Origin of the sequence: Asanoa sp. WMMD1127 (assembly GCF_029626225.1) — a bacterium.
GTDB lineage: Bacteria > Actinomycetota > Actinomycetes > Mycobacteriales > Micromonosporaceae > Asanoa.
This window is the reverse complement of the sequence record NZ_JARUBP010000001.1, coordinates 632,051-652,391: the sequence shown is the minus strand read 5'-3', so window position 1 is coordinate 652,391 and position 20,341 is coordinate 632,051. Positions and strand designations below refer to the sequence as shown.

The following is a 20,341-nucleotide window of genomic DNA, read 5'->3' as shown; positions in this document are numbered from 1 at the left end:
GTCGGCGTTCGCGGATTACCGATCCCTTACCGCCGGCCGTGGTTCTTACCATCCGGTGACAGGAGCCGGGTTCGGCCCTGCCCGGGGCCGTGCGGCGGTTACGTTCGATCGTCATGGCTGTCGTCACCGCGCCGCCGGAGCGCGCCCGGACCCGCCGGCCGATCGCCGCCGACCTCGTCGTGCTCGGCACCGAGGCGGTGCTGCTCGGCGCCGCGGTGGTGGTCGGTCTCCTGCTCAACCGGCGCGGCGTGGGCCTGCACGCGGATGCCGCGCCGCTGTTCGCGACCTGGCAGCCGCACGTCGGCTGGGGCACGCCGGCCGCGGTGCTGATCGCCGGTGCGGTGATCGGTTGGGGTGTGCCGTGGGCGCGCACCGCGCGCTGGGGCACACTGCTCGGCGCCGCCTGGCTGGGCTCGGTGGCTTGGACGCTCGCGCTGTCCATGGTGGATGGCTGGTCGGCCGGCCTCGCCGAGCGACTGACTCCGCAGGCGGAGTACCTCACCGAGGTGCCGCGGGTGACCGACATCGGGGCGCTGCTGGCCGGGTTCGCCGATCGGATCCTGGACTTCCAACCCGGGTCCTGGTCGACCCACACGGCCGGGCACCCGCCCGGCGCCCTGCTGCTGTTCGTGTTCCTCGACCGCATCGGGCTCGGCGGCGGCGCCGCGGCCGGGCTCGCCTGTGTGCTGATCGGCGCGACGGTGGCCGTCTCGGTGCCGGTGACCCTGCGGGCGCTGGGCGCGCCCGACGCCGCCCGGGCGACCGTGCCGTTCCTGGTGCTGCTGCCCGGCGCGGTCTGGGTGGGCGCCTCCGCCGACGGCATCTTCGCCGCCGTGGTGGCGGCCGGCGTCGCGCTCCTGGTGGCCCGCGGTCCCGCGCTGGCGGTCGGCGGCGGGCTGCTGCTCGGCTTCGCGCTCTATCTCTCCTACGGCTTCGTGCTCGCCGGCGTGCTGGCCGTGGCGGCGCTCGTGTGCCGGCGCGACCGCCGCGTGGCCGCCCTGCTCGCCGGCGCCGCCGGTGTCACCGCCGTCGTGGTGGCCTTCACGGTGGCCGGCTTCCACTGGTGGGAGGGCTACGAGCTGGTGGTGCGGCGCTACAACCAGGGTTGGGCGGCCGAGCGGCCCTACGCGTACTGGGTCTGGGCCAACCTGGCGGCGTTCGTCGTCTCGGCCGGCCCGGTGGTCGGTCCGGCGCTGCGGCGGGCGGTGGCCGGGCTACGTGAACGGTCGCCGGTGGTGCTGCTCGCCCTGGCCGGTGCGCTCGCGGTCGTCGGCGCGGACCTGTCCGGCATGAGCAAGGCCGAGGTGGAACGGATCTGGCTGCCGTTCGCCGTATGGGCGCTGGCCGCGGTCGCGCTGCTGCCGGCGCGTACGCACCGCTGGTGGTTGGCCGGTCAGGCGCTCACCGCGCTGGCGGTCAACCATCTGCTCTGGACGGTGTCCTGACCGCGGCCGGGGCGCGCAGCGGGTCGACGGCGAAGGCGGCGACACCCTCGGCGAAGCTGACGCGGGCCGTGAAGCCCAGCAGTTCGGTGGCCCGGCGGGGGTCGGCGACGACGTGCCGCACGTCGGCTGCCCGGGCGCCGCCGACCACCAGCGGCATCGGGCCGGCCATGGCGTCGGCGAGCGCCGTGGCGAGATCGCCGACCGTGTGCGGCTCGCCGGAGCAGACGTTGACGGGAACCAGCGCGTCGGGGGCGGGCGTGGCGAGGGCGAGCAGGTTCGCGCGGGCCACGTCGGTGACGTGGACGAAGTCGCGGCGCTGCCGGCCGTCCTCGAGCACCCGGGGCGGCCGGCCGGCGGCGAGGGCCGAGCGGAAGATGGCGGCGACACCGGCATAAGGGGTGTCGCGCGGCATCCGGGGCCCGTAGACGTTGTGGTAGCGGAGAGCCCAGACGGCGCCACCGGTCTGCCGGGCCCAGGCCGCGGCGAGGTGTTCCTGCGCCAGCTTGGTCGCGGCATAGGTGCTGCGGGGTTCGAGCGGGGCGTCCTCGGGCACCAGCTGGGGCGTCAGCGTGGCGCCGCACGCGCCACAGGTCGGGTCGAAGCGGCCGGCGGCCAAGTCGGCTTCCGTGCGCGGGGCGGGCCGGGTGACGCCGTGGGCCGGGCACCGGTAGCGGCCCTCGCCGTAGACCACCATCGAGCTCGCCAGGACCAGCCGGCGGGTGCCGGCCCGGTGCATCGCGGCGAGCAGCACCGCGGTGGCGTAGTCGTTGTGGCTGGCGTAGTCGGGCGCATCCGAAGGATCCAGGCCGTGGCCGACCATCGCCGCCTGGTGGCAGACGGCGTCCACTCCGGACAGCAGCCGGTCGAGCAGGTCGGCGTCGCGCACGTCGCCCCGCACGACGTCGTGCCGTCGCGACCACTCGGGCAGTTCGCCGCCGTGCGCCTGCGGCAGCAGGGCGTCGAGCGCCACCACCTCGTGCCCTTGTTCCACGAGCAGATCCACCACGTGCGACCCGACGAAACCGGCCGCGCCCGTCACCAGTACCCGCATGCCGTCGAGCGTAGGAACGTCCGGGCCGGCGCGCGGCGGATCGGGCGATCCGTAAGGAGTTCGCAAGGGCGCAAACACGGTCCGGCGCCGTCGGGTCCGCATAGCCTGCTTGTGTTGAGCGACAGGAGGTGCGGCGTTGTCCGCCTTGGACGATCGACGGTCGGATGGTCCGCTGGACCGGCGCTGGCGCAGCCCGGTGCGTGGTCCGCGGCTGACTTCCTTACTGGGACTCGTCCTGCTCGTCGCCCTGCCCTTGGTGATCGTCACCGGGCTGCTGGACTATGCCGCCTACGGCCCGCAGTTCCATCAGGCGTTCCCGCTGGAGGTCGGCTGGCTGCGGCTGCCGCCGTTCGACTGGCCCACCCGGCCGTCGTGGCTGTTCCGGCTGACCCAGGGCCTGCACGTCGGCCTGGGCATCGTGCTGATCCCCATCGTGCTGGCGAAGCTCTGGTCGGTGATCCCGAAGCTGTTCGTGTGGCCGCCGGCGCGGTCGCTCGCGCAGGTCCTGGAGCGGCTCTCCCTGCTGCTGCTCGTCGGTGGCATCCTCTTCGAGATCGTGACGGGCGTGCTGAACATCCAGTACGCGTACCTCTTCGGATTCGACTTCTACACCGCCCACTATTTCGGCGCGTGGGTGTTCATCGGCGCGTTCGTCGCCCACGTCGCGCTGAAGCTGCCGCGGCTGGTGTCCGCGCTGCGCCACCGCGACCCCGAGGCCGCTCCTGGGCCGCGGACCATGAGCCGGCGAGGCGTGCTCGCGTTGGCCGGCGGCGGCTCGCTGCTGTTGGCGTTGCTCACGGTCGGGCAGCACCTCGACGGCCCGCTGCGGCGCACGGCGCTCCTGCTGCCGCGGGGCGAGAACCCGGGCCGGGGCCCGAACGGCTTCCAGGTCAACCGGAGCGCCGCGGCGGCGGGCATCGAGCCGGCCTCGACCGGAGCGGGCTGGCGGCTGACGCTGACGGGCGGCGCACGGCCCGTGTCGCTCGACCGGGCCGCGCTGCTGGCGATGACGCAGCACACCGCGCGGCTGCCGATCGCCTGCGTCGAGGGCTGGTCCACCATGCAGACCTGGACCGGCGTACGCCTGGCGGACCTGGCGGCGCTCGCCGGCGTGCCTGACCCGGCGTCGGCCCACGTGGTGTCGCTGGAGCGCGGCGGCCTGTTCCGCCAGGCGACGCTGCAGGCCAACCAGGTCGCCGACCGGGATGCGCTGCTCGCGCTGCGGGTCAACGGCGCGGACCTGTCGCCCGACCACGGCTACCCGGCCCGCGTCATCGTGCCGGCGCTGCCGGGCGTGCACTGCACGAAGTGGGTCGCCCGCATCGAGTTCCGCGATGCGTGACCGCTTCTACGGCGCCGGCACACCGCACGCCCTGCTCCTGCTGGGCTGCTTCACCCTGGCGGGCTGGTCGGTGTTCTACCTCTGGGGCGAGCCAACCCTATGGCGAATGGCCCTCTGGTTCATCGGCGCGGCGGTGTTCCACGACCTGATCCTGTTCCCGCTCTACGCGGCGGCCGACGGTCTCCTCACCCGCGCGACGGGCACCGGCACCGCCACCCGCCGCGCGGTCCTCAACCACCTCCGCGCGCCCGCCCTGGCCGCGGCCCTGCTGTTCCTGGTCTTCCTGCCGGGCATCCTCGACCTGGGCGAAGCGACCTACCAGGCGGCGACCGGCCAACCCCGCATCTCGTACGCGGTGCGTTGGGTCGCGGTGAGTGGTGCTCTGTTCGGCTTGAGCGCGGTCGCCCTGGCCGTGCGCTGGCCGTCCCTCCGCCGCCAGGACGCGAGTCGCCGTTAGGGTCGCCGGGTGGAGGCTTGGGGTGCTTCGTCCGCTACAACTGTCATGACGCGCATCATCATCTGTGGGACATCGGTCGGATCCGGGCCGGGCGGCGCACCGCCTGACTGCGCCGCCCGGGACCGGCGGTTATCTGACCGGGTACTCCGTCGACTGGCCGGCCGCGATCGCGCCGCCGCTGGGGCCGCCACCCGGTGAACGAACTCCCGCGGTGGCAGGGTGGACCACATGGACCTGCTGCCCGTCGCCCCGATCGAGACGCTGCGCCGACGCCACAGCCAGAAATGGCGCGGCCATCCCGCCGACGTGCTGCCCCTGCCCGTCGCCGAGATGGACTTCGACCTCGCCCCGCCGATCCAGGCGGCCCTCGCGGACGCGGTCGAGCGCTCCGACACCGGCTACCCGGCCCCGATGCCCGCGCTCGCCGACGCCCTCGCCCGGTTCGCCGGCGAACGCTGGTCCTGGGAGATCGACCCGACCGCGGTGACCGCCGTGACCGACGTCGGGGTCGGCGTGGTCGAACTGCTGCGCGTCCTGGCCCGCCCGGGCGACCCCGTGGTGATCTGCCCACCGGTCTACGCGCCGTTCTTCGGTTGGGTGCCCGAGGCCGGCGGCCGCGTGCACGAGGTGCCACTCGTCGACGGCCGCCTCGACCTGGCCGGCCTCCAACGCGCCTTCGCCACGCACCCGGCCGCCTTCGTGCTCTGCAACCCGCACAACCCCGTCGGCCGCGTGCACACCCGCGAGGAGCTGACCGAACTCGTCCGGCTTGCCACGGCGTACGGCGTGCCGGTGTTGAGCGACGAGATCCACGCGCCGCTGACCCTGCCGGGCGCCGAGTTCACCCCCATCCTCACCGTCCCGGGCGCCGCCGAGGTGGCGATCAGCCTCGTCTCGTCGAGCAAGGCCTGGAACCTCGCCGGGCTCAAGTGCGCCACGATCGTCACCGCGGCGCCGGAGATGGCCGCCGTCACCGACCGGCTACCACCGGACACCCCGTGGCGGGTCGGCCACTTCGGCGTCCTGGCCAGCATCGCCGCGTACGACGAAGGCGCGCCCTGGCTCGACCGCCTCCTGGCGACTCTCGACGACCGGCGCACCCTGCTCGGCGACCTGCTCGCCGAGCGCCTTCCCAAGGTCTCCTGGCGCCCGCCCGAGGCGACCTTCCTGGCCTGGCTCGACTGCACCGCGATCGGTGCGGGGGCCACGCCGCGGGAGCTGTTCTTCACCAAGGGTCGCGTGGCGCTCGAGCCGGGTCCGCGGTTCGGCGCCGCCGGCAGCGGCTTCGTGCGCCTCAACTTCGGCACCAGCGCCGACATCCTGACCGCCGCCGTCGACCGGATGGTATCCGCCGCATAACTGGTGCAACCTTTTCGGCGCGCAGCCGGTACTACCTGCTGACCGATGGCAGGAGGGCGGGCACGTGCACACACCCGATGGGTTCGCCGACTTCGTCGTGAGCCGCTCACCGCGGCTGCTGCGGACCGCGTTCCTGCTCACCCGCGATTGGGCGCTGGCCGAGGACCTGCTGCAGACCGCGCTCGCGCGGGCCTGGGAGGCGTGGACGCGGATCGACGGCGATCCGGAGCCCTACGTGCGGCGGATCCTCGTCAACGCGTACGCCTCCGCGTGGCGCCGCCGTTGGCGGGGTGAGCTGCCGACCGCCGAGCTGCCCGAGGCGGCCGACGCCGGCGACCCGCAGCGGGAGTTCGACGACCGGGACCGGATGTGGCGCGCGCTCGGTCGACTGCCCCGGCGGCAGCGGGCGGTGCTGGTGCTGCGCTACTTCGAGGACCTCTCCGAGCAGGAGATCGCCGAGGCGCTCGGCTGTTCGGTCGGCACCGTCAAGAGTCAGGCCAGCCGGGCCATGGCCAAGCTGCGCCTCGACGAGACGCTCGCGCCGGAAGGGATGCTGCGATGAACACGACGGAGCTGCGGCAGCTGCTCGACGAGCGGTCGGACGCGTCGGCCGACCGTGTCATGCACCACCTGCGGCTGCAGGGTGTGGCGACGAAGGTCCGCCGCCGCCGGCGCCGTCGGGTCGCCGCGTGGGCCGCCTGCGCGGTGGTCGCGCTCGCCGGTATCGCCGCGGTCGTCGTGCCCGACCGGACCACGACGCCCATCACCCCGGCAATACGCACGATCGAAGGCTTCCCCGAGTACGCCGGCGGCGCCCGCGTCGTGGCCGCGAAGTCGGGCGCCCTGCCGGCACGCCGGGTGGAACTGACGATCACCCCCGGCGCGGCGGACCTGGTCATCTTCAGCCGCTGCGACGCCGCGGACGACCTCGTGCTACAGGAGAAGATCACCGTCAACGGCCGCGACGTGCTGAACGGCACCTGCGGAGGTGCGGCCCGGTGGTCGAAGTGGACCAATCCGAGCGTCGTGGTCGGCCAGCCCACGACGTTCGTCATGACGATCACCGGCGCCGAGCGGTTCGACGGCGCACAGAACACCGCCGCACCGGTCCCCTCGACGGGCGCCTTCGCGTTCGCCATCGGGGAGCGGATCGAGTTCGCCCAGTTCCCGTTGCCGCCCCGGCCGTCGGGAACGCTGGCGCCGCTCACCGGGACCCTGCCGGCCGGCTGCACCGAGCAACTGTGCCCCGGCGCGGTCATCATCCGATCGGATCCGGCCGACCCGACGACGGTGGTGCGGCGCACCCTGACCTGGAAGCCGCTGCAGAGCATCGACATGGTCGCGCAGACACCCGGCTACCTGCACGTCCGCGTCGACGGCGTGCAGGTGGTCACGGGCGAATGGTGGGACTACCAGGTGGCCGGCTACGGCATGTACGGCGACCGGGAGGGCGCGTGGCGAGCCGAGTTCGGCCTCGACCCGCGCCCCGGCGACGAGGTCACGATCGAGATCGTCCCCGAACACGTCACCGGGGCGTGGCAGGTCGTGCTCCAACCGGTCAGCTGACGAACCGCTCAGCCGTTGACGGGCGCTGGTCCGAAGCGGCCCCAGGCGATGAACAGCGCCAGCACGAGATAGACCAGGTCGGCGGCGATCGTCGCGCGCTCGCCGCGGCGCAACCGCATGATCACCGCGCCGGTGAACAGCAGCGCCACGCACACGGCGGTGATCGGCACGAGCACCGGCGCGATGTCGAGCACGGCCGGCAGGATCAGGCCGGCGGCGGCCGCGATCTCCAAGGTGCCGATCGCCCGGAGGGAACCGGGGGTGAAGTCCATGACCCATTCCCCGGCATGCCCGACCGCCGCGATCCGCTCCCGGGGCACGAACATCTTCGAGGTGCTGACGAGCAGGACGGCGGCCAGCACGCCGGTGGCGATCCAGAGCCAGACGTTGAGGTCCATGAGGTGTCTCCTCGCAGGTTTCATCGCCGGCTGCCCGGTGTGGGGGCAGCCGGTGGAACGGTAGGGAATCGTCAGCGGCGGCGCTTGCGCGCGGCTCGCTGGAGGCCGGCCAGGTCGCCGACCTCGTCGAGGTGGCGCAGCTTGTCGGGGTTGACGACGGCGTGGATCGTCTGGATCCGGCCCTCGACGATGTCGAGGCCGACGACGGCGATCAGGCGGTTCCCGGTGTCGAAGGCCATCGCGCCCGGCTGGCCGTTGACGTCGGTGACCTCGATGCGCACGCCGAGGCGCGGCAGCGTGGACAGACCGGTGATCAGGGCCTTGGCGACGCGCTCGCGGCCGTTGACCGGGTGCACGTTGGCCGGCGCCTTGCCGCCACCGTCCGCGTGCAGCGCCACGTCCTGGGTCAGCAGCGCCTCGAGCCCCGGCAGGTCGCCGTGCTCGGCGGCGGCGAAGAAGCGGGTGGCGAGCTCGGTCCGGTCCTGGCGGGACGCGTAGTAGCGCGGCCGTCGCTCCTGGACGTGGGACCGGGCCCGGGCCACCAGATGCCGGGCGCTGTCCACATCGGTGTCGATGATGCCGGCCACCTCCGCGTACGGGTAGTCGAAGACCTCCCGCAGCAGGAACGCGGCCCGCTGCGCCGGCGACAGGTTCTCCAGCAGCACCAGGAACGCCAGCGACAGCGAGTCGGCGGTCTCGACCTGGTCCGCCGGCGACGGGCCGGTGGACAGCGGTTCCGGCAGCCACTCACCGACGTAGCTCTCCCGTCGGTGGCGGGCCGACCGGAGCTGGTCGATGGCGAGCCGGGTCACGAGCGTCGCGATGTACGCCCGCGGCGAGGCGATCGGCTCGTCCCGTTCCAGCGTCTGGTGCATGCGGAGGAACGCCTCCTGCACCACGTCCTCGGCCTCCGCGACGCTGCCGAGCATCCGGTAGGCGATGGCCATCGCCCGGGGCCGCAGCTCGCCGTACAGCTCCGATGTGGACACGTCAGCTCAGTCCCTCGACGAATCCGGTGCGCCAGCTCGGATAGCGGGGCGTCCAGTCCAGGTCCCGCTTGACCTTCGCGTTGGAGATGCCCCGGGCGCGGGTCATCATGTCGACGGCGGCCGCGCCGGTCAGCGGGCGGACGAGCCAGGCCGGCACCCGCCGCGGCGGCTTCGCGCCGAGCGCCCGGGCCATCGCCGGCAGCCACTCGTTGGCCGGCGCCGGCTCGTCGTCGGCGACCTGGTAGATGCCCGGCCGGCCGCGCTCGATGATCGACACGGTCGCGGCGGCGGCGTCGGTGATGTGCACCAGCGACGCGATTCCGGCGCCGTTGCCGATGATCGGGAAGCGCCGCTTGCGGATCAGTCCGCCCATGACGGCGTCCGGTGCGGAGTCGAGGTCGGTGCCGGGACCGTAGAACCCGCCGTAGCGGATGGCGATGCCGTCGGCCCAGCCGATGCCGGTCACCGCCTCCTCCAGGTGGCGCAACGCGGCCACCAGCGGCGCGGCGTCGGCCGGCGGGTTGGGCTCGAGCCGGCCGTTCTCGTCGGCGACCGGCCCGCCCGCCCGCTCCATCCAACCCGCGAAGCTCTGGGCCACGAACCGGCGTACGCCGACGGCTCGTCCCGCGGCCAGCAGGTGGTCGGTGCCCTCCGTGCGGAGCCGGTTGGTGTTGGCCATCATCTGCTTCGCCTGCCGGAGGCTGCCGCTCAGCCCGGTGAGCTGATGCACGATCACGTCGGGCTCGGCCTTGGCCACCGCGTCGGCGACGGCGTCCGGGTCGAGCGCGTCGACGACGACGGGTTCGGCGCCGAGCGCCCGCAGGGCCGACGTCTTGGTGGTCGAGCGGGTCGTGCCGACCACGTCGTGGCCGCGTGCCACCAGCATGGGGACGAGCTCGCGTCCGATCGCTCCGGATGCGCCCGCAAGAAAGATCTTCATGACGTCTCCTTCGTCGTTGCCTATGCGATAGAGACGAGACGTCCTGGCCTGTCATGAACGGCGGTTACCCAGGTCACAGTACGCCGTGGTGGATCGGGACAAACGGCGCTTTCCGCGCGGTTGACCGGTTCTGGCGATGGGTCGGCGATAGCGTCCGGACATGACCACCACGGCGGAACCCGGCCCGCGGGACCGGCTCACCATCGTCCTGCGGCCGGTCGGCGCACCCACCTCGATCGGGCTCTTCGGCCTGGCCGGGGCGACGCTGCCACTCAGTGGCCTGCAGCTCGGCTGGATCGGCGCCGACCAGGGCCACCAGGTCGCGCTGGCCCTGATCGGGTTCGCCTTCGTGGCCCAGCTCGTGGCGGCCGTGTTCAGCCTGCTGGCCCGCGACGGCACCATCGGCACGGCGATGGCGACGCTGGCGCTGACCTGGCTCGTCGTCGGGCTCGTCCTCGTGACGTCCCGTCCCGGCGCCACGAGCCCGGCCCTCGGCCTGTTCCTGCTGGTCTCCGGCAGCGTGATGACGCTCCTGGCGCTGTCGGCGGCGCTCGGCAAGCTCGTACCCGCGCTGGTGTTCCTGCTCGCCGCCCTGCGCTTCTTCGCCACCGCCAGCTATGAGCTGAGCGGCTCGGTGGCGTGGGAAAGGACCGCCGGCGTGATCGGCGTGGTGCTGTTCGCCGTCGCAATGTACGCGGCCTGGGCGGCGAACCTCGAGGACGTGCGCGGCCGGACGGTGCTGCCGCTGGGCCGGCACGGCAAGGGTCGGACCGCGCTGAGTGGCGCCAGATCCGACCAGGTCGCCGACATAAGCACCGAACCGGGCGTACGGCAGCAGCTCTGAGAGCTCGCTGTTTGCGGCCGTCGCCCACGGGTAGTCCGGTCGCCCGCGGGCCGGTGGCGGGGCCGGCCCGCTCCAGCAGAAACGGTGCACCATGACGATGCGACCCGGTCCGGCCGGGCATGACGTCGCGACCCTCGACCAGCCGGCCTTCGCCGTCAGCGTCGAGGAGGAGTTCCTCCTGCTCGACCCCGACGACGGCGGGGGCGTGCCGCTCGGCCATCGGGTGGTGACCACGCGGCCCTACGGCGACCTCGCCGAGCTCGGCGAACGGCTCGACAAGATGCGGTGGGCCGCCGCCGTCGCCGCGCACGGCGCCGGCGCCCGGCTGACCGCGATCGGTGCGACGCCGGTGTCCGACATCGAGCCAGGGATGTACCGCGACACCGCGGTCGCCGGCTGCCGGGTACGCGTCAGCGTGCCCGACCGGGCGGTCGCCACCGACGTCTGCGAGCGGCTGCGGGTCTGGCTGCCGGTCATCCACGCGATCACCGCCAACTCGCCGCTCCACCTGGGCGCCGACAGCGGTCAGGCGAGCTGGCGGTCGATCCGCGGGCTGCTCGACCGTCGGACGACGTTCTGGCACGCCAGCCCGTGGCCAGCCGACCCGGCGGTCGACGTCGACGCCGGCGACGTGTGCCTGACCACCGCCGAGACCGTACTCGCGGCCGGTCTCGTCCGTGGCCTGGTCGCCACCGCGGTCGCGGATATCCGGGCGGGTCGTCCGGCGCCGCGGCTGCGCGACGGCGTGCTGTCGGTGGCCTACCGCCGCGCCGCGCACAGCGGTCTCGACGGTGAGCTGGTCGATCCGTTCGCCGGACAGCTCCGCCCGGCCTGGGAGCTCGTCGACGAGCTCGCCGCGCTGGTCCGTCCGGCGCTGGCCGGTGACGCGGAGCTGGTCGACGGGGGGCTGGCCCAGCTGCGGCGGCACGGCAACGGGGCGACCAGGCAGCGGGCCGTGCTGCGCCGCACGGGCAGCGTGCCGCAGGTGCTCGACGCCGTCGCCGACCAGACGCTGCGACCCTGGAGGTGATGTCACAGCCCGGCGGGCTGCCTCGTCTCGGTTGACGAACGCCAAGTCAGTCGACACGGGGAAGTGATGATCATGCGCGTGTTCGTGGCCGGAGGCAGCGGTGTGCTCGGGCGGCGCCTGGTGCCGCAGCTGGTTGCCCGGGGGCACGAGGTGACCGCGACGACGACCGGCCCGGCCAAGTTGGGACTGCTGGCCGGCCTGGGCGCTCGGGGTGTCGTGATGGACGGGCTCGACGCGGCCTCGGTGGGGCAGGCGGTCGCCGCGGCCCGGCCGGACGTGATCGTGCACCAGATGACCGCCATCTCGATGGCGCACGCCGGCAAGCCCGACATCAAGCACCCGGACCGCTGGTTCGCGCAGACCAACCGGCTGCGCCGCGCCGGCACCGACCACCTGCTGGCCGCCGCCGAGGCGACCGGGGTGCCGCACTTCGTGGCGCAGGGCTACGCCAGCTGGAACGGCATCCGCGAAGGTGGGTGGGTGAAGACCGAGGAGGATCCGCTCGACCTGCTGCCGGGCACCCGGGCCAACGCGGGACTCCAGGCGATGGCGCACGTGGAGGACGTGGTCGTCCGGGCCGGCGGCGCGGTCCTGCGCTACGGCGCGTTCTACGGGCCCGGCGCCACCGACGACCAGGTGGAGCTGTTGCGCCGGCGGCAATATCCGCTGGTCGGCAAGGGCACCGGCTACAGCTCGTGGATCCACCTCGACGACGCGGCGAGCGCCACCGTGCTGGCCGTCGAGCACAAGGCGCGCGGCGTCTTCAACATCGTCGACGACGACCCCGCCCCGGCCAACCAGTGGCTGCCGCATCTCGCGGCCTGCGCGGGTGCGAAGCCGCCGATGCGGGTACCCGTCTGGTTGGCCCGGCTGCTCGCCGGCGACCAGGCGGTGATCATGATGACCGAGGGACGCGGCTTCTCCAACGCGAAGGCCAAGCGGGAGCTGGGCTGGGAGCCGGGCTATCCGTCGTGGCGGCAGGGCTTCCGGGACGGACTCGCATGAGTCGCGTCGACGAGTTCGAGGACCTGCGGCCGCTGCTGTTCTCGATCGCGTACCGGATTCTCGGCAGTGTGGGCGAGGCGGAGGACGCGGTGCAGGAGACGTGGCTGCGCTACGCGAACGCGCCGACCCCGCCGGCGTCGCCCAAGGCGTTCCTGTCAGCGGTGGTCACCCGCATCGCGATCGACGTGCTGCGCTCGGCCCGCGTGCGCCGCGAGGCGTACGTCGGGCCGTGGTTTCCGGAGCCGTTGCTGACCGATCCCTACGAGGATCCCGAACGCGCGGCGGAGCTGGCCGACTCGGTCTCGATGGCGGCGCTGCTGTTGCTGGAGCGGCTGACGCCACTGGAGCGCGCGGTGTTCGTGCTGCGCGAGGTGTTCGCGTTCGACTTCGGCGAGATCGCGGCGGCGGTGGGCCGGTCGGAGGCGGCCTGCCGCCAGCTCGCGGTGCGGGCCCGGCGCCACATGGACGCCGGGCGGCCCCGGTTCGATGCCGACCGCCACGAGCGCCAGCAGCTCGCGAGCCGGTTCCTCGACGCCTTCCGCGACGGCGACCTCGGCGGCATCCGATCGCTGCTGTCGGCGGACGCGCAGCTCGTCAGCGACGCGGGCGGAAAGTCTCCACAGTGGAGGCCGGAGTTCCACGGAGCGGCCGCGGTGGCCAAGGTCCTCGCGACGCTGGTCACCCCGTTCGTCCGGATCGGCGGCATCGTGGAGGCGCACGAGGTCAACGGCCAACCGGGTGCGATCCTCCGCGACCGCGAGGGCCGCATCCTCAACACGATGGCACTGGACATCGTGGACGGCCAGATCCAGGCGATCCGGGTGGTGCACAACCCCGACAAGCTCGCCCACCTGGGCCCGGTGGGCGACAACTGGGCGGTGCTGCGCGAGACCAACGCCGCCCGTGGGAGTTAGCGTGCGGCCAGCAGTGACTGGACGCTCTCGGTGACCAGGCGCGGGGCGTCGGCCGGTTCGAGCCGGCCGGCGTGGATCTCGGCGGCCGCGCCCTTGACCAGGTAGTGCGCCGAGCTGACCAGCCAGCCGACCGGCAGGTCCGTGCGGAACACGCCCTGCCGCTGGCCCCGCTTGATCAGCTGCTCGACCCGCTTGGCGGGGCCCGCGTGCAGCTCGCGCAGGCGCCCCTGGGGCAGCACTCCTTCGGCGGCCGTCACCAGCGCTGACGACTCGGCGACGAGCGACCATGTCGACGTGAGCAGCCGGCCGAGCGCCGCGCGCGCGTCGCCCCCGAGCTCCACCGCCGAGAGGGTCTCCTCGCCGGCCCGCAACGCCTCGACCAGGGCCGCCTCGACGAGTTCCGGCCGGGTGCGGAAGTGGCCGTAGACCGTCATTCGCCCGACGCCCGCCGCCTTGGCGACGTCGTCGACGGTCGCGTCCGGGTTGCGGCTCAGCGTGGCGCGGGCCGCGGCGACGATCCGGGCGATGTTGCGCTCGGCATCCGCACGGCGCGGTCGGGCGGCGGCGGTGGTCATGCTGAACACACTAGCTCGTACGCCGGTGTATGAGTTAGCCTCGGCGCAGGAACTCGTATTCGAGAGTACGAGTTAATGCGCGGGGAGGCTGGCGGAGATGACCCGGAACGAGGCGCCCGAGGAGGCGGCGGCGACGCGGACCGCGTACCCGGCACGGTGGCGGATGTTGGGTTTCCTGGGTGTGGCGCAGCTGATGCTGATCCTGGACGTCACCGTGGTGGCGATCGCGTTGCCGCACATGGGCGCGGACCTCGCCCTGAGCCGGGCGGCGGTGACCTGGACGGTCAGCGCCTACACGCTGACGTTCGGCGGGCTGCTGCTGCTCGGCGGGCGGATCGCCGACCTGCTCGGCGCCAAGCGGGTGGTGCTCGCCGGCCTGCTGGTGTTCACCGCCGCGTCCCTGACGACCGGGTTGGCCGGCTCGGCCGCGGTGCTGATCGCCGGCCGGGTGGCGCAGGGTGTCGGCGCGGCGCTGTTCGCTCCGGCCGCGCTGTCGCTGGTGGTGCGGCTGTTCGACGGCGACGAACGCAACCGCGCGCTGGGCGTCTGGTCCGCGCTGGGCGGCGGCGGCGCGGCGCTCGGCGTGCTCGTGGGTGGGCTGCTCACCGCCGGCCCCGGCTGGCCCTGGGTCTTCTTCGTCAACGTGCCGATCGGAGTGGTCGTGCTCGCCGTGCTGGCCCGGATGCTGCCGCGCCTCGACGGCGCCGCGCCGCGGGTCCGGCTCGACGTGCTGGCCGCCCTGCTCGTCACCGCGTCGTCCGGCACCCTGATCTATGCCTTCGTCAACGCGGGCGACCAGGGCTGGCTCACGCCGACCACCGGTTGGCTGCTCGTGCTGGCGGCGGTGGGCCTCGCGGCGTTCGCGCTCTGGCAGCGCAGGTCCCGTGCGCCGCTCATGGACCTGCGGTTGCTGGCGCGCCGGCCCGTGGCCACCGGCACGTTCCTCATCCTGCTGGCCACCGCGCTGATGATCGCCGTGTTCTTCATGGGCACCTTCTATTTCCAGCACGCGCGGGGTTACGGCGCCCTGCGTACGGGTCTGCTGTTCCTGCCGATCGCGATCGCGACCATGGTCGGCGCCAACCTCACCGGCCGCCTCGTCGCCCGGGCGGGCGCGCGGCCGCTCGCCGTCGCCGGCCTGCTGCTCGCGGCGCTCGGAATGGCCGCGCCGGCGCTGTTCATGCACCCGGTGACCGTGACCGCCGGCGTGGCCGTCGCGGCGGCGGGAACCGGTGCGCTGTTCGTCGTCTCGTCCGCGACCGCGCTCGGCCAGGTGGCGCCGTACGAGGCGGGCGTCGCGTCGGGGATCGTCAGCACGTTCCACGAGTTCGGCGCGTCCATCGGGGCCGCGGTCATCTCCAGCGTGGCCGCGGCCAGCATCGTCGGCGACACACTGCGTGGCTTCGAGCACGGCTTCGTGCTGGCGGCGATCGTGGCCGGCGTCGGGGCCCTGGTCGCCGCGGTGCTGACCCCGAAGGCGGCACGATGACCTACGTCGTGCGGGCGGAAACGCCCTCGGTGGAGCTCTATCGTCGGCTACGGACCGGCGCCGGCCTGAGTCCGAAGTCGACAGTAGCGGCGGCGGCGGGGCTGGCCGGCGGCTGGCACGCGGTGATCGCCTACGCGGGCGACGAGCCGGTGGGCATGGGGCGCGTCATCGGCGACGGCGGCACGGCCTTCCAGATCGTCGATGTGTGCGTGCTGCCCGAGCACCAGCGCCGAGGCGTGGGCGCGGCGATCATGGGCGCGCTCATGGAGCGGCTGCGGGAGGTGGCGCCCGGCACGGCGTACGTCTCGCTCATCGCCGACGGCGCCGCCCGCCACCTCTACGCGAAGTTCGGCTTCGCGGAGACGGCGCCGGAGTCGGTGGGCATGGCGTTCGTCATTCCCGCGCGGGCTTGACGGCGTGGACGCGTTCGACCGTGCCGGCCTTGAGGCGCTCCGTTTCGACCACCTCGAAGCCGGCCGCCTCGACCAGGGGTAGCTGGCGGCGGGTGAGGTGCTCGCCGGCCGACCGGATGGTGAGCCGTTCGACCAGCCATTGGGCCGCGTAAAGCGGGCGCGAGGTGCTGACCACGTGGTCGAGCAGCAGGAGGCGGCCGCCGGGCGTGAGGACCCGCCACATCTCGCCGATCGCCCGGCGGGGGACCGGGATCGTGCACAGGCCCAGCCCACAGACCACCGTGTCGAACGACGCGTCGGGGAACGGCAGGTCCTGCGCGTCGCCCTCGCGGAGGTCGGCCGCGCGGCCGAGGTCGGTGGCCCGCTGCCGGGCGCGGGCGAGCATCTCCGGGCTGAGCTCGATGCCGGTGAGCGTCACGTCGGCCGGGTAGTAGGGCAGGTTCCCGCCGGTGCCGACGGCCACCTCGAGAACCCGGCCGCGGGCCCGCTCGCCCAGCCACTGGCGCCCGCCGCCGAACCAGATCTTCTCGAAGACCGCGATCTGCCGGTCGTAGCTGGGCGCGGCCTTGTCCCAGATCCGCCGCTGCCGCGCGGTCGCGCTCTCGCCGCTCACGACCACCGCCGCCGGCCGCGGGACCGGGTGACCAGCCAGGTCATGGCGACCGCGGCCGCCGCCACCGCGATCGCGTTGGCGTTGACGGCCGGATGCCAGCGGACGCGCCCGCCGGCGATGCTGTAGGCCCCGGCCGGCACCGCGAACCCGCCCGCCCCGCCGCCGGCGCCCGACTGCTGGTCGCGTTCACCGCCGCCGGCGCCGAGGCCGCCGACCACGATCGCGGCGGGAACGAGGGTGACGCCGTCGCGCTCGACCGGATCACCGAACACCCGCCGCACGGACAGCGCCTCCCGCGCGGTCGACAGGATCTGGTTGATGTCCACACCAGCAGTCTGGTCGATCACGCCTCGGTGGGCACGGCTTTGCCCCGCACGAGCCGCGGGTCATCCGGCCGCCCGGGGCTGAGTGGTTTCCGTCCGTGCGGTGGGTGACCGCTGTGCCAGTGCGAAGGCGGCGCTGCCCAGCAGCAGCACCGCGCCGTTGACGACCAGCTGTGGGCCGTCGGCCCACACGCCGCCCCAGTGGCCCAGCCAGCCGAACCTGACCGGCGCCAGCACCACCGCCAGGTAGCCGAGCGCGAACAGCAGCAGCGCCACGTGCCGTTCGAGCCAGGCCAGCACCAGCAGGGCCAGGCCGATCGCGCCGGTCGGGGTGAGCAGCCGGAACAGCACGCGGACGAAGAGCGACGGGTCCAGCAGCTGTTGCGGGTCGCGGACGATCCACGCCCCCGCGCCGAACGCGACGGCGGCGAACATCGCGACCGCGAGCCCACCGCCGGCGACCATGTAGGGCAGCACCCGGGAGCCCAGCCCACGGGCGTAGACGACGCGGAGGTAGCCGCGGGCGATCGCGGCGTAGGCGGCGACCGTCGCGACCAGCCAGTACGTGTCGGCCACGGGTTCCCAGATCCGGCACAGCTCGCCGCCGTCGACGGCGTGGCAGCTGCCGGTGACCGGGCGGCTGACCAGGTAGACGGGGATCGACCCGAGCGTCACCCCGGCCAGCACGAGCAGCGGCAGCCAGGTCACCCGTTGAGCGACCCGGACCCGGCGCGCGAGGGCGCGGGCGTCAGCCAGCAGCCGGCTCGGGTCGCTGCCGACGCTCGCCACTCCAGTAGTCATGCCAATATGTTTCCATCACAAACCTATTGGCGCTAGTCGCAATTCGGCGAAGGAGTGGTCCTGCTAAATCAGCCGGCCCCGGTGGCCCACGCGGACCACGGTGTGGCGGGCAGGACGTCGCCGTCGACGACGGGCGCGAACAGGATCGACCGATGCGCGGCCCGGCCCCGGCGTTCGGCTGGGGCAGTGACGGTCTCGCCGGCCAGAACCAGCGGTGTTGGGTCCACAGTGGCCAGAGCCGCGACGGTGGGAGGCGGGTGGCTAACCGTTCTGGTGGTCGAGGGCGGTGAGCGCGGTGAGCACGGCGGTGATCTCGAGGACCCGCGCGACGTTGGGCTGCGGGTTGGTGATGCCGAACGACACGCCCCGCGCCTCGGCGCGCACCTTGGCCTGGACCAGCACCCTGATGCCCGTGGAGTCGAGGAAGGCGACGCCGGCCAGGTCGACGATGGTGGGCCGGGCGGGCTCGGCGGTCACCGCCTCGTGCAGGGCCCGCTCGAGCTCGTCGGCGGTCTCCATGTCGATGTCGCCGAACGCGACCAGCCGGATCATGCCGTCGGACCGGTGGGTCTCGACGGCGAGATAGCTCTCGTCGAAGGCGCCGGTGTCCGTCGGGTCGGCGAGCGTCGGGTCGTCGTCGATGATCCGCAGCAGCGGGCCGACGTCGAGGCGGTCGAGCACCCGGCGGGAGTCGTGGCCGGTTGGGGCGACGACGTGGCACTGGACGCCGTGGCCGGCACACCGCACGGCGGCGTCGCGCAACGCCCGCGCGCCGGCGGCCGCCAGAGATTCCAGGTGCCGGAGGTCGACCAGGAGCCGCCGGTGCGGGGTCAGATCGGCCAGGGCGATGGCCTGCGTGACACCCTCGCCGAGGTCGCCGGCGGTGTGCGCGTCGAGAGCGCCCTCGGTGGCGTCGAGGACGACTTCGTCGGTCATGCTCACCTCCTGCGCTGCCGACGGCGACCGTTTCAGGCTACTCGGGATCGGGCCCGTCGACCTCGTCCAATTTGGAGGCATGCGGGTCACTGGTGGTGGCGGTCGCGTCCTCGGCGGCCCGCACGAAGGCGCGTACGAGTGATGTTTCGCCGGCGCTGCGCCACACCAGCGCGTACCGCATGGTCGGCGCGTCGGTGATGGGCAGGAAGGTGACGTCGTCGCGGCGCCGGGCGGCGGCCGTGAACGCGCCGATGGGGGAGATGACGCGGCCCGAACCGATCGCGGTGAAGGCCTCCTCGACGGTCGTCACAGCGAGCCCGCGCCGGACCGGCCGTCCGCCCGGTGTCACCGACGGGGTGTGCGACTCCCAGACGTAGTCGGGGATCGGTCCGTCGATGTAGACGACCGGGTGGTCGCCGAGATCCTCCATCTCGGCCCGCTCCCGACCTGCCAGCGGGTGGTCGGTGGCGACGGCCAGCACCGTCCGCTCGAAGAACACCTCGGGACCCACGACCAGGTCGGGCTCGCGGACCGGGAGCCAGAGCAGCCCGATGTCGACGCGGCCGGCCCGCAGTGGGCCGAACGGGTCGGAGGGGAGGATCTCGCGCATCCGCAGCTCGCACTGCGGGTGCCGCTGGCGGAACAGGTCGAGGACGGCCGCGATCTCGCGGTGCTGGATGTCCATGGTGCCGACCGTCAGGGTGCCGACCTGGCCGCGCGCGGAGGCGGCCGCCTCGTCGATGCCCGCCATGATCTCGCCGTAACCCGCCGTGAGCCGGTTCCGCAGCCGCTCGCCCAGGGGAGTGAGGCGCACGCTGCGGCTGGTCCGCTCGAACAGCGCGCCGCCGATCCGGCGCTCCTGCTGCTTGATCGACTGGCTGACCCGCGCCTGGGACACCCGGAGGCGCTCGGCCGTACGCCCGAAATGCAGCTCTTCGGCCAGGGTCAGGAAGATCTCGATGTCGCGCAGCTCCACGGCCAGGAACGATAACCGGTGGCTTAAGCGGCGGCTCGTTATCTGGCGTTGTTCCTGGTGGCCGCCGCCGCGATGGTGATCTCCATGAGTGAAGCCCTGATCGAGATCGTGGCCGATCCGGCGGCCCTGCGGTGGCGGGCCATGGTGCCGGACGGGTCGGCCGGAGTGGTGAGCCTGCGGCCGGTGGTCGCCCTGGGGCCGGATCCGCCGCCGCGCCTGGAGTCGGGCGGCCTGGAGCTGAGCCTGCACGTGGAGCCGGCGTGGCGTCAACGGGGGGTCGGCTCCCAGCTCCTGGCCGCCGCCCGGGCGCAGGCCGCCGGGCCGCGCCTGCTCGCGGACGTGGTCGCCGGCTCACCGGGGGAGGCGTTCTGTCGGCGGCACGGCTTCCGGCACACCGGATCCCGGCGCCACGACCTGCTGACCTACTGCGATGTGCACGGGGCGTGGCTCGGTGAGCTGGTCGACACCGAGCACGCCGGCTACCGGCTGACGCACTGGACCGGCGACCTCTCCGCCGCGGCCGGGGTCGACGAGCTGCTGCGTCGTCCGAGCAGTCCGGGCAGCGCCCTGCTGACCGTCGCCGAGGCGGGCGGCGGGGGTGGCCCGGCGGCCTTCGCGGTGGCCGTCGTCGGCGACTCCGACCCGCCTCGGGCCCGGCAGTACGGGCCGGCCGTGCTGCCCGGCCACCGCGGACATCGCCTGGCCCGCTGGGTCAACGCCGCGCTCGTCCAGCGCCTCCGCACGCACCACCCGCACGTCAACGAGATCGAAACCGTCACCGCCGAGGACGACGCGCGCCTGCTCGCCGTCCGCGAACACCTCGGCTTCCGCCCGTTCGGCCGTACCAACAGGTACGAGCTCGTCCTGCCTTAAGA

Annotated in this window: 22 protein-coding genes and 1 pseudogene; 13 read left to right on the top strand and 10 right to left on the bottom strand. The window is 73.5% G+C overall.

The genetic code is table 11. From position 1 onward, the window contains the following. Positions 1-113: 113 nt before the first annotated feature. The gene (locus O7635_RS03245) at positions 114-1,445 is read left to right on the top strand and encodes a hypothetical protein (protein ID WP_278078908.1); all 1,332 of its coding nucleotides are present in this window, start codon (positions 114-116) and stop codon (positions 1,443-1,445) included. Here O7635_RS03245 and O7635_RS03240 read toward each other — a convergent pair. Continuing rightward, the gene (locus O7635_RS03240) at positions 1,417-2,496 is read right to left on the bottom strand and encodes an NAD-dependent epimerase/dehydratase family protein (protein ID WP_278078907.1); all 1,080 of its coding nucleotides are present in this window, start codon (positions 2,494-2,496) and stop codon (positions 1,417-1,419) included. The genes O7635_RS03245 and O7635_RS03240 overlap by 29 nt on opposite strands. Positions 2,497-2,680: 184 nt before the next feature. Here O7635_RS03240 and O7635_RS03235 point away from each other — a divergent pair. From O7635_RS03235 to O7635_RS03215, 5 genes and pseudogenes are all read left to right on the top strand, one after another. After that, positions 2,681-3,838: pseudogene (locus O7635_RS03235) on the top strand (molybdopterin-dependent oxidoreductase); the annotation flags it as partial. Next, complete coding sequence (locus tag O7635_RS03230; RefSeq protein ID WP_278078906.1) at positions 3,831-4,295, top strand: hypothetical protein; 465 nt, start codon at positions 3,831-3,833, stop codon at positions 4,293-4,295. The pseudogene O7635_RS03235 and the gene O7635_RS03230, both read left to right, overlap by 8 nt. 228 nt (positions 4,296-4,523) lie before the next feature. Continuing rightward, positions 4,524-5,654, top strand: coding sequence for an aminotransferase class I/II-fold pyridoxal phosphate-dependent enzyme (locus tag O7635_RS03225; protein ID WP_278078905.1), 1,131 nt, complete (start codon positions 4,524-4,526; stop codon positions 5,652-5,654). A 64-nt stretch (positions 5,655-5,718) separates the two neighbouring features. Next, positions 5,719-6,216, top strand: a complete 498-nt coding sequence (locus O7635_RS03220; RefSeq protein WP_278078904.1) for a SigE family RNA polymerase sigma factor — start codon at positions 5,719-5,721, stop codon at positions 6,214-6,216. Continuing rightward, positions 6,213-7,220: a hypothetical protein gene (locus O7635_RS03215; protein ID WP_278078903.1), complete on the top strand. Its 1,008-nt coding sequence runs from the start codon at positions 6,213-6,215 to the stop codon at positions 7,218-7,220. Before O7635_RS03220 ends, O7635_RS03215 begins: the two co-directional genes overlap by 4 nt. Before the next feature lie 8 nt (positions 7,221-7,228). Here the strand turns inward: O7635_RS03215 and O7635_RS03210 are convergent, their stop codons facing one another. From O7635_RS03210 to O7635_RS03200, 3 genes are all read right to left on the bottom strand, one after another. Next, positions 7,229-7,618: a DoxX family protein gene (locus O7635_RS03210; protein WP_278078902.1), complete on the bottom strand. Its 390-nt coding sequence runs from the start codon at positions 7,616-7,618 to the stop codon at positions 7,229-7,231. Positions 7,619-7,689: 71 nt separating this feature from the next. Further along, positions 7,690-8,607 carry an RNA polymerase sigma-70 factor gene (locus O7635_RS03205; protein ID WP_278078901.1) on the bottom strand — a complete coding sequence of 306 codons (918 nt, stop codon included), beginning with the start codon at positions 8,605-8,607 and terminating at the stop codon, positions 7,690-7,692. Between the two features lies 1 nt (position 8,608). Further along, positions 8,609-9,547, bottom strand: a complete 939-nt coding sequence (locus O7635_RS03200; RefSeq protein WP_278078900.1) for an NAD(P)-dependent oxidoreductase — start codon at positions 9,545-9,547, stop codon at positions 8,609-8,611. Positions 9,548-9,707: 160 nt separating this feature from the next. Here O7635_RS03200 and O7635_RS03195 point away from each other — a divergent pair, with 160 nt between their 5' ends. The 4 genes from O7635_RS03195 to O7635_RS03180 all read left to right on the top strand — a co-directional run bounded on the left by O7635_RS03195 (position 9,708) and on the right by O7635_RS03180 (position 13,340). Then, positions 9,708-10,391 (top strand): GPR1/FUN34/YaaH family transporter, encoded by a 684-nt coding sequence (locus O7635_RS03195; RefSeq protein ID WP_278078899.1) that lies wholly within the window; start codon positions 9,708-9,710, stop codon positions 10,389-10,391. 91 nt (positions 10,392-10,482) lie between these two features. Next, positions 10,483-11,421: a glutamate-cysteine ligase family protein gene (locus tag O7635_RS03190; protein WP_278078898.1), complete on the top strand. Its 939-nt coding sequence runs from the start codon at positions 10,483-10,485 to the stop codon at positions 11,419-11,421. A 72-nt stretch (positions 11,422-11,493) separates the two neighbouring features. Continuing rightward, positions 11,494-12,426 carry an NAD(P)-dependent oxidoreductase gene (locus O7635_RS03185; protein ID WP_278078897.1) on the top strand — a complete coding sequence of 311 codons (933 nt, stop codon included), beginning with the start codon at positions 11,494-11,496 and terminating at the stop codon, positions 12,424-12,426. Next, entirely contained in the window at positions 12,423-13,340 is a 918-nt protein-coding gene (locus tag O7635_RS03180; protein WP_278078896.1) for an RNA polymerase sigma-70 factor, read from the top strand. Before O7635_RS03185 ends, O7635_RS03180 begins: the two co-directional genes overlap by 4 nt. Here O7635_RS03180 and O7635_RS03175 read toward each other — a convergent pair. Further along, positions 13,337-13,915, bottom strand: coding sequence for a TetR/AcrR family transcriptional regulator (locus tag O7635_RS03175; protein WP_278078895.1), 579 nt, complete (start codon positions 13,913-13,915; stop codon positions 13,337-13,339). The two genes, O7635_RS03180 and O7635_RS03175, sit on opposite strands and share 4 nt — an antisense overlap. A gap of 97 nt (positions 13,916-14,012) precedes the next feature. Between O7635_RS03175 and O7635_RS03170 the strand changes: the two genes are divergently transcribed. Both O7635_RS03170 and O7635_RS03165 read left to right on the top strand, forming a co-directional pair. Next, entirely contained in the window at positions 14,013-15,404 is a 1,392-nt protein-coding gene (locus O7635_RS03170; RefSeq protein WP_278078894.1) for an MFS transporter, read from the top strand. Next, a complete protein-coding gene (locus tag O7635_RS03165) occupies positions 15,401-15,817 on the top strand; it encodes a GNAT family N-acetyltransferase (protein ID WP_278078893.1) in 417 nt (138 codons plus the stop codon). Before O7635_RS03170 ends, O7635_RS03165 begins: the two co-directional genes overlap by 4 nt. Here O7635_RS03165 and O7635_RS03160 read toward each other — a convergent pair. The 5 genes from O7635_RS03160 to O7635_RS03140 all read right to left on the bottom strand — a co-directional run bounded on the left by O7635_RS03160 (position 15,798) and on the right by O7635_RS03140 (position 19,466). After that, the gene (locus tag O7635_RS03160) at positions 15,798-16,430 is read right to left on the bottom strand and encodes a methyltransferase domain-containing protein (RefSeq protein ID WP_278078892.1); all 633 of its coding nucleotides are present in this window, start codon (positions 16,428-16,430) and stop codon (positions 15,798-15,800) included. The genes O7635_RS03165 and O7635_RS03160 overlap by 20 nt on opposite strands. Continuing rightward, the gene (locus O7635_RS03155; RefSeq protein WP_278078891.1) at positions 16,427-16,756 is read right to left on the bottom strand and encodes a hypothetical protein; all 330 of its coding nucleotides are present in this window, start codon (positions 16,754-16,756) and stop codon (positions 16,427-16,429) included. Before O7635_RS03155 ends, O7635_RS03160 begins: the two co-directional genes overlap by 4 nt. A 60-nt stretch (positions 16,757-16,816) precedes the next feature. Then, the gene (locus tag O7635_RS03150) at positions 16,817-17,554 is read right to left on the bottom strand and encodes a hypothetical protein (RefSeq protein ID WP_278078890.1); all 738 of its coding nucleotides are present in this window, start codon (positions 17,552-17,554) and stop codon (positions 16,817-16,819) included. 261 nt (positions 17,555-17,815) lie between these two features. Next, the gene (locus O7635_RS03145; RefSeq protein WP_278078889.1) at positions 17,816-18,490 is read right to left on the bottom strand and encodes an STAS domain-containing protein; all 675 of its coding nucleotides are present in this window, start codon (positions 18,488-18,490) and stop codon (positions 17,816-17,818) included. Between the two features lie 37 nt (positions 18,491-18,527). Next, positions 18,528-19,466 (bottom strand): LysR family transcriptional regulator, encoded by a 939-nt coding sequence (locus O7635_RS03140; protein WP_278078888.1) that lies wholly within the window; start codon positions 19,464-19,466, stop codon positions 18,528-18,530. A gap of 84 nt (positions 19,467-19,550) precedes the next feature. On the opposite strand from O7635_RS03140, the gene O7635_RS03135 reads away from it, so the two are divergent. Next, positions 19,551-20,339: a GNAT family N-acetyltransferase gene (locus O7635_RS03135; RefSeq protein ID WP_278078887.1), complete on the top strand. Its 789-nt coding sequence runs from the start codon at positions 19,551-19,553 to the stop codon at positions 20,337-20,339. Positions 20,340-20,341 lie beyond the last annotated feature (2 nt).

What these genes read in the sequence shown, in the direction of transcription:
- O7635_RS03245 (WP_278078908.1), top strand. Translation starts at nt 114, where the DNA reads ATGGCTGTCGTCACCGCGCCGCCGGAGCGCGCCCGGACCCGCCGGCCG.
- O7635_RS03240 (WP_278078907.1), bottom strand. Translation starts at nt 2,496, where the DNA reads ATGCGGGTACTGGTGACGGGCGCGGCCGGTTTCGTCGGGTCGCACGTG.
- O7635_RS03230 (WP_278078906.1), top strand. Translation starts at nt 3,831, where the DNA reads ATGCGTGACCGCTTCTACGGCGCCGGCACACCGCACGCCCTGCTCCTG.
- O7635_RS03225 (WP_278078905.1), top strand. Translation starts at nt 4,524, where the DNA reads ATGGACCTGCTGCCCGTCGCCCCGATCGAGACGCTGCGCCGACGCCAC.
- O7635_RS03215 (WP_278078903.1), top strand. Translation starts at nt 6,213, where the DNA reads ATGAACACGACGGAGCTGCGGCAGCTGCTCGACGAGCGGTCGGACGCG.
- O7635_RS03210 (WP_278078902.1), bottom strand. Translation starts at nt 7,618, where the DNA reads ATGGACCTCAACGTCTGGCTCTGGATCGCCACCGGCGTGCTGGCCGCC.
- O7635_RS03200 (WP_278078900.1), bottom strand. Translation starts at nt 9,547, where the DNA reads ATGAAGATCTTTCTTGCGGGCGCATCCGGAGCGATCGGACGCGAGCTC.
- O7635_RS03195 (WP_278078899.1), top strand. Translation starts at nt 9,708, where the DNA reads ATGACCACCACGGCGGAACCCGGCCCGCGGGACCGGCTCACCATCGTC.
- O7635_RS03190 (WP_278078898.1), top strand. Translation starts at nt 10,483, where the DNA reads ATGACGATGCGACCCGGTCCGGCCGGGCATGACGTCGCGACCCTCGAC.
- O7635_RS03185 (WP_278078897.1), top strand. Translation starts at nt 11,494, where the DNA reads ATGCGCGTGTTCGTGGCCGGAGGCAGCGGTGTGCTCGGGCGGCGCCTG.
- O7635_RS03180 (WP_278078896.1), top strand. Translation starts at nt 12,423, where the DNA reads ATGAGTCGCGTCGACGAGTTCGAGGACCTGCGGCCGCTGCTGTTCTCG.
- O7635_RS03175 (WP_278078895.1), bottom strand. Translation starts at nt 13,915, where the DNA reads ATGACCACCGCCGCCGCCCGACCGCGCCGTGCGGATGCCGAGCGCAAC.
- O7635_RS03170 (WP_278078894.1), top strand. Translation starts at nt 14,013, where the DNA reads ATGACCCGGAACGAGGCGCCCGAGGAGGCGGCGGCGACGCGGACCGCG.
- O7635_RS03165 (WP_278078893.1), top strand. Translation starts at nt 15,401, where the DNA reads ATGACCTACGTCGTGCGGGCGGAAACGCCCTCGGTGGAGCTCTATCGT.
- O7635_RS03150 (WP_278078890.1), bottom strand. Translation starts at nt 17,554, where the DNA reads ATGACTACTGGAGTGGCGAGCGTCGGCAGCGACCCGAGCCGGCTGCTG.
- O7635_RS03145 (WP_278078889.1), bottom strand. Translation starts at nt 18,490, where the DNA reads ATGACCGACGAAGTCGTCCTCGACGCCACCGAGGGCGCTCTCGACGCG.
- O7635_RS03135 (WP_278078887.1), top strand. Translation starts at nt 19,551, where the DNA reads ATGAGTGAAGCCCTGATCGAGATCGTGGCCGATCCGGCGGCCCTGCGG.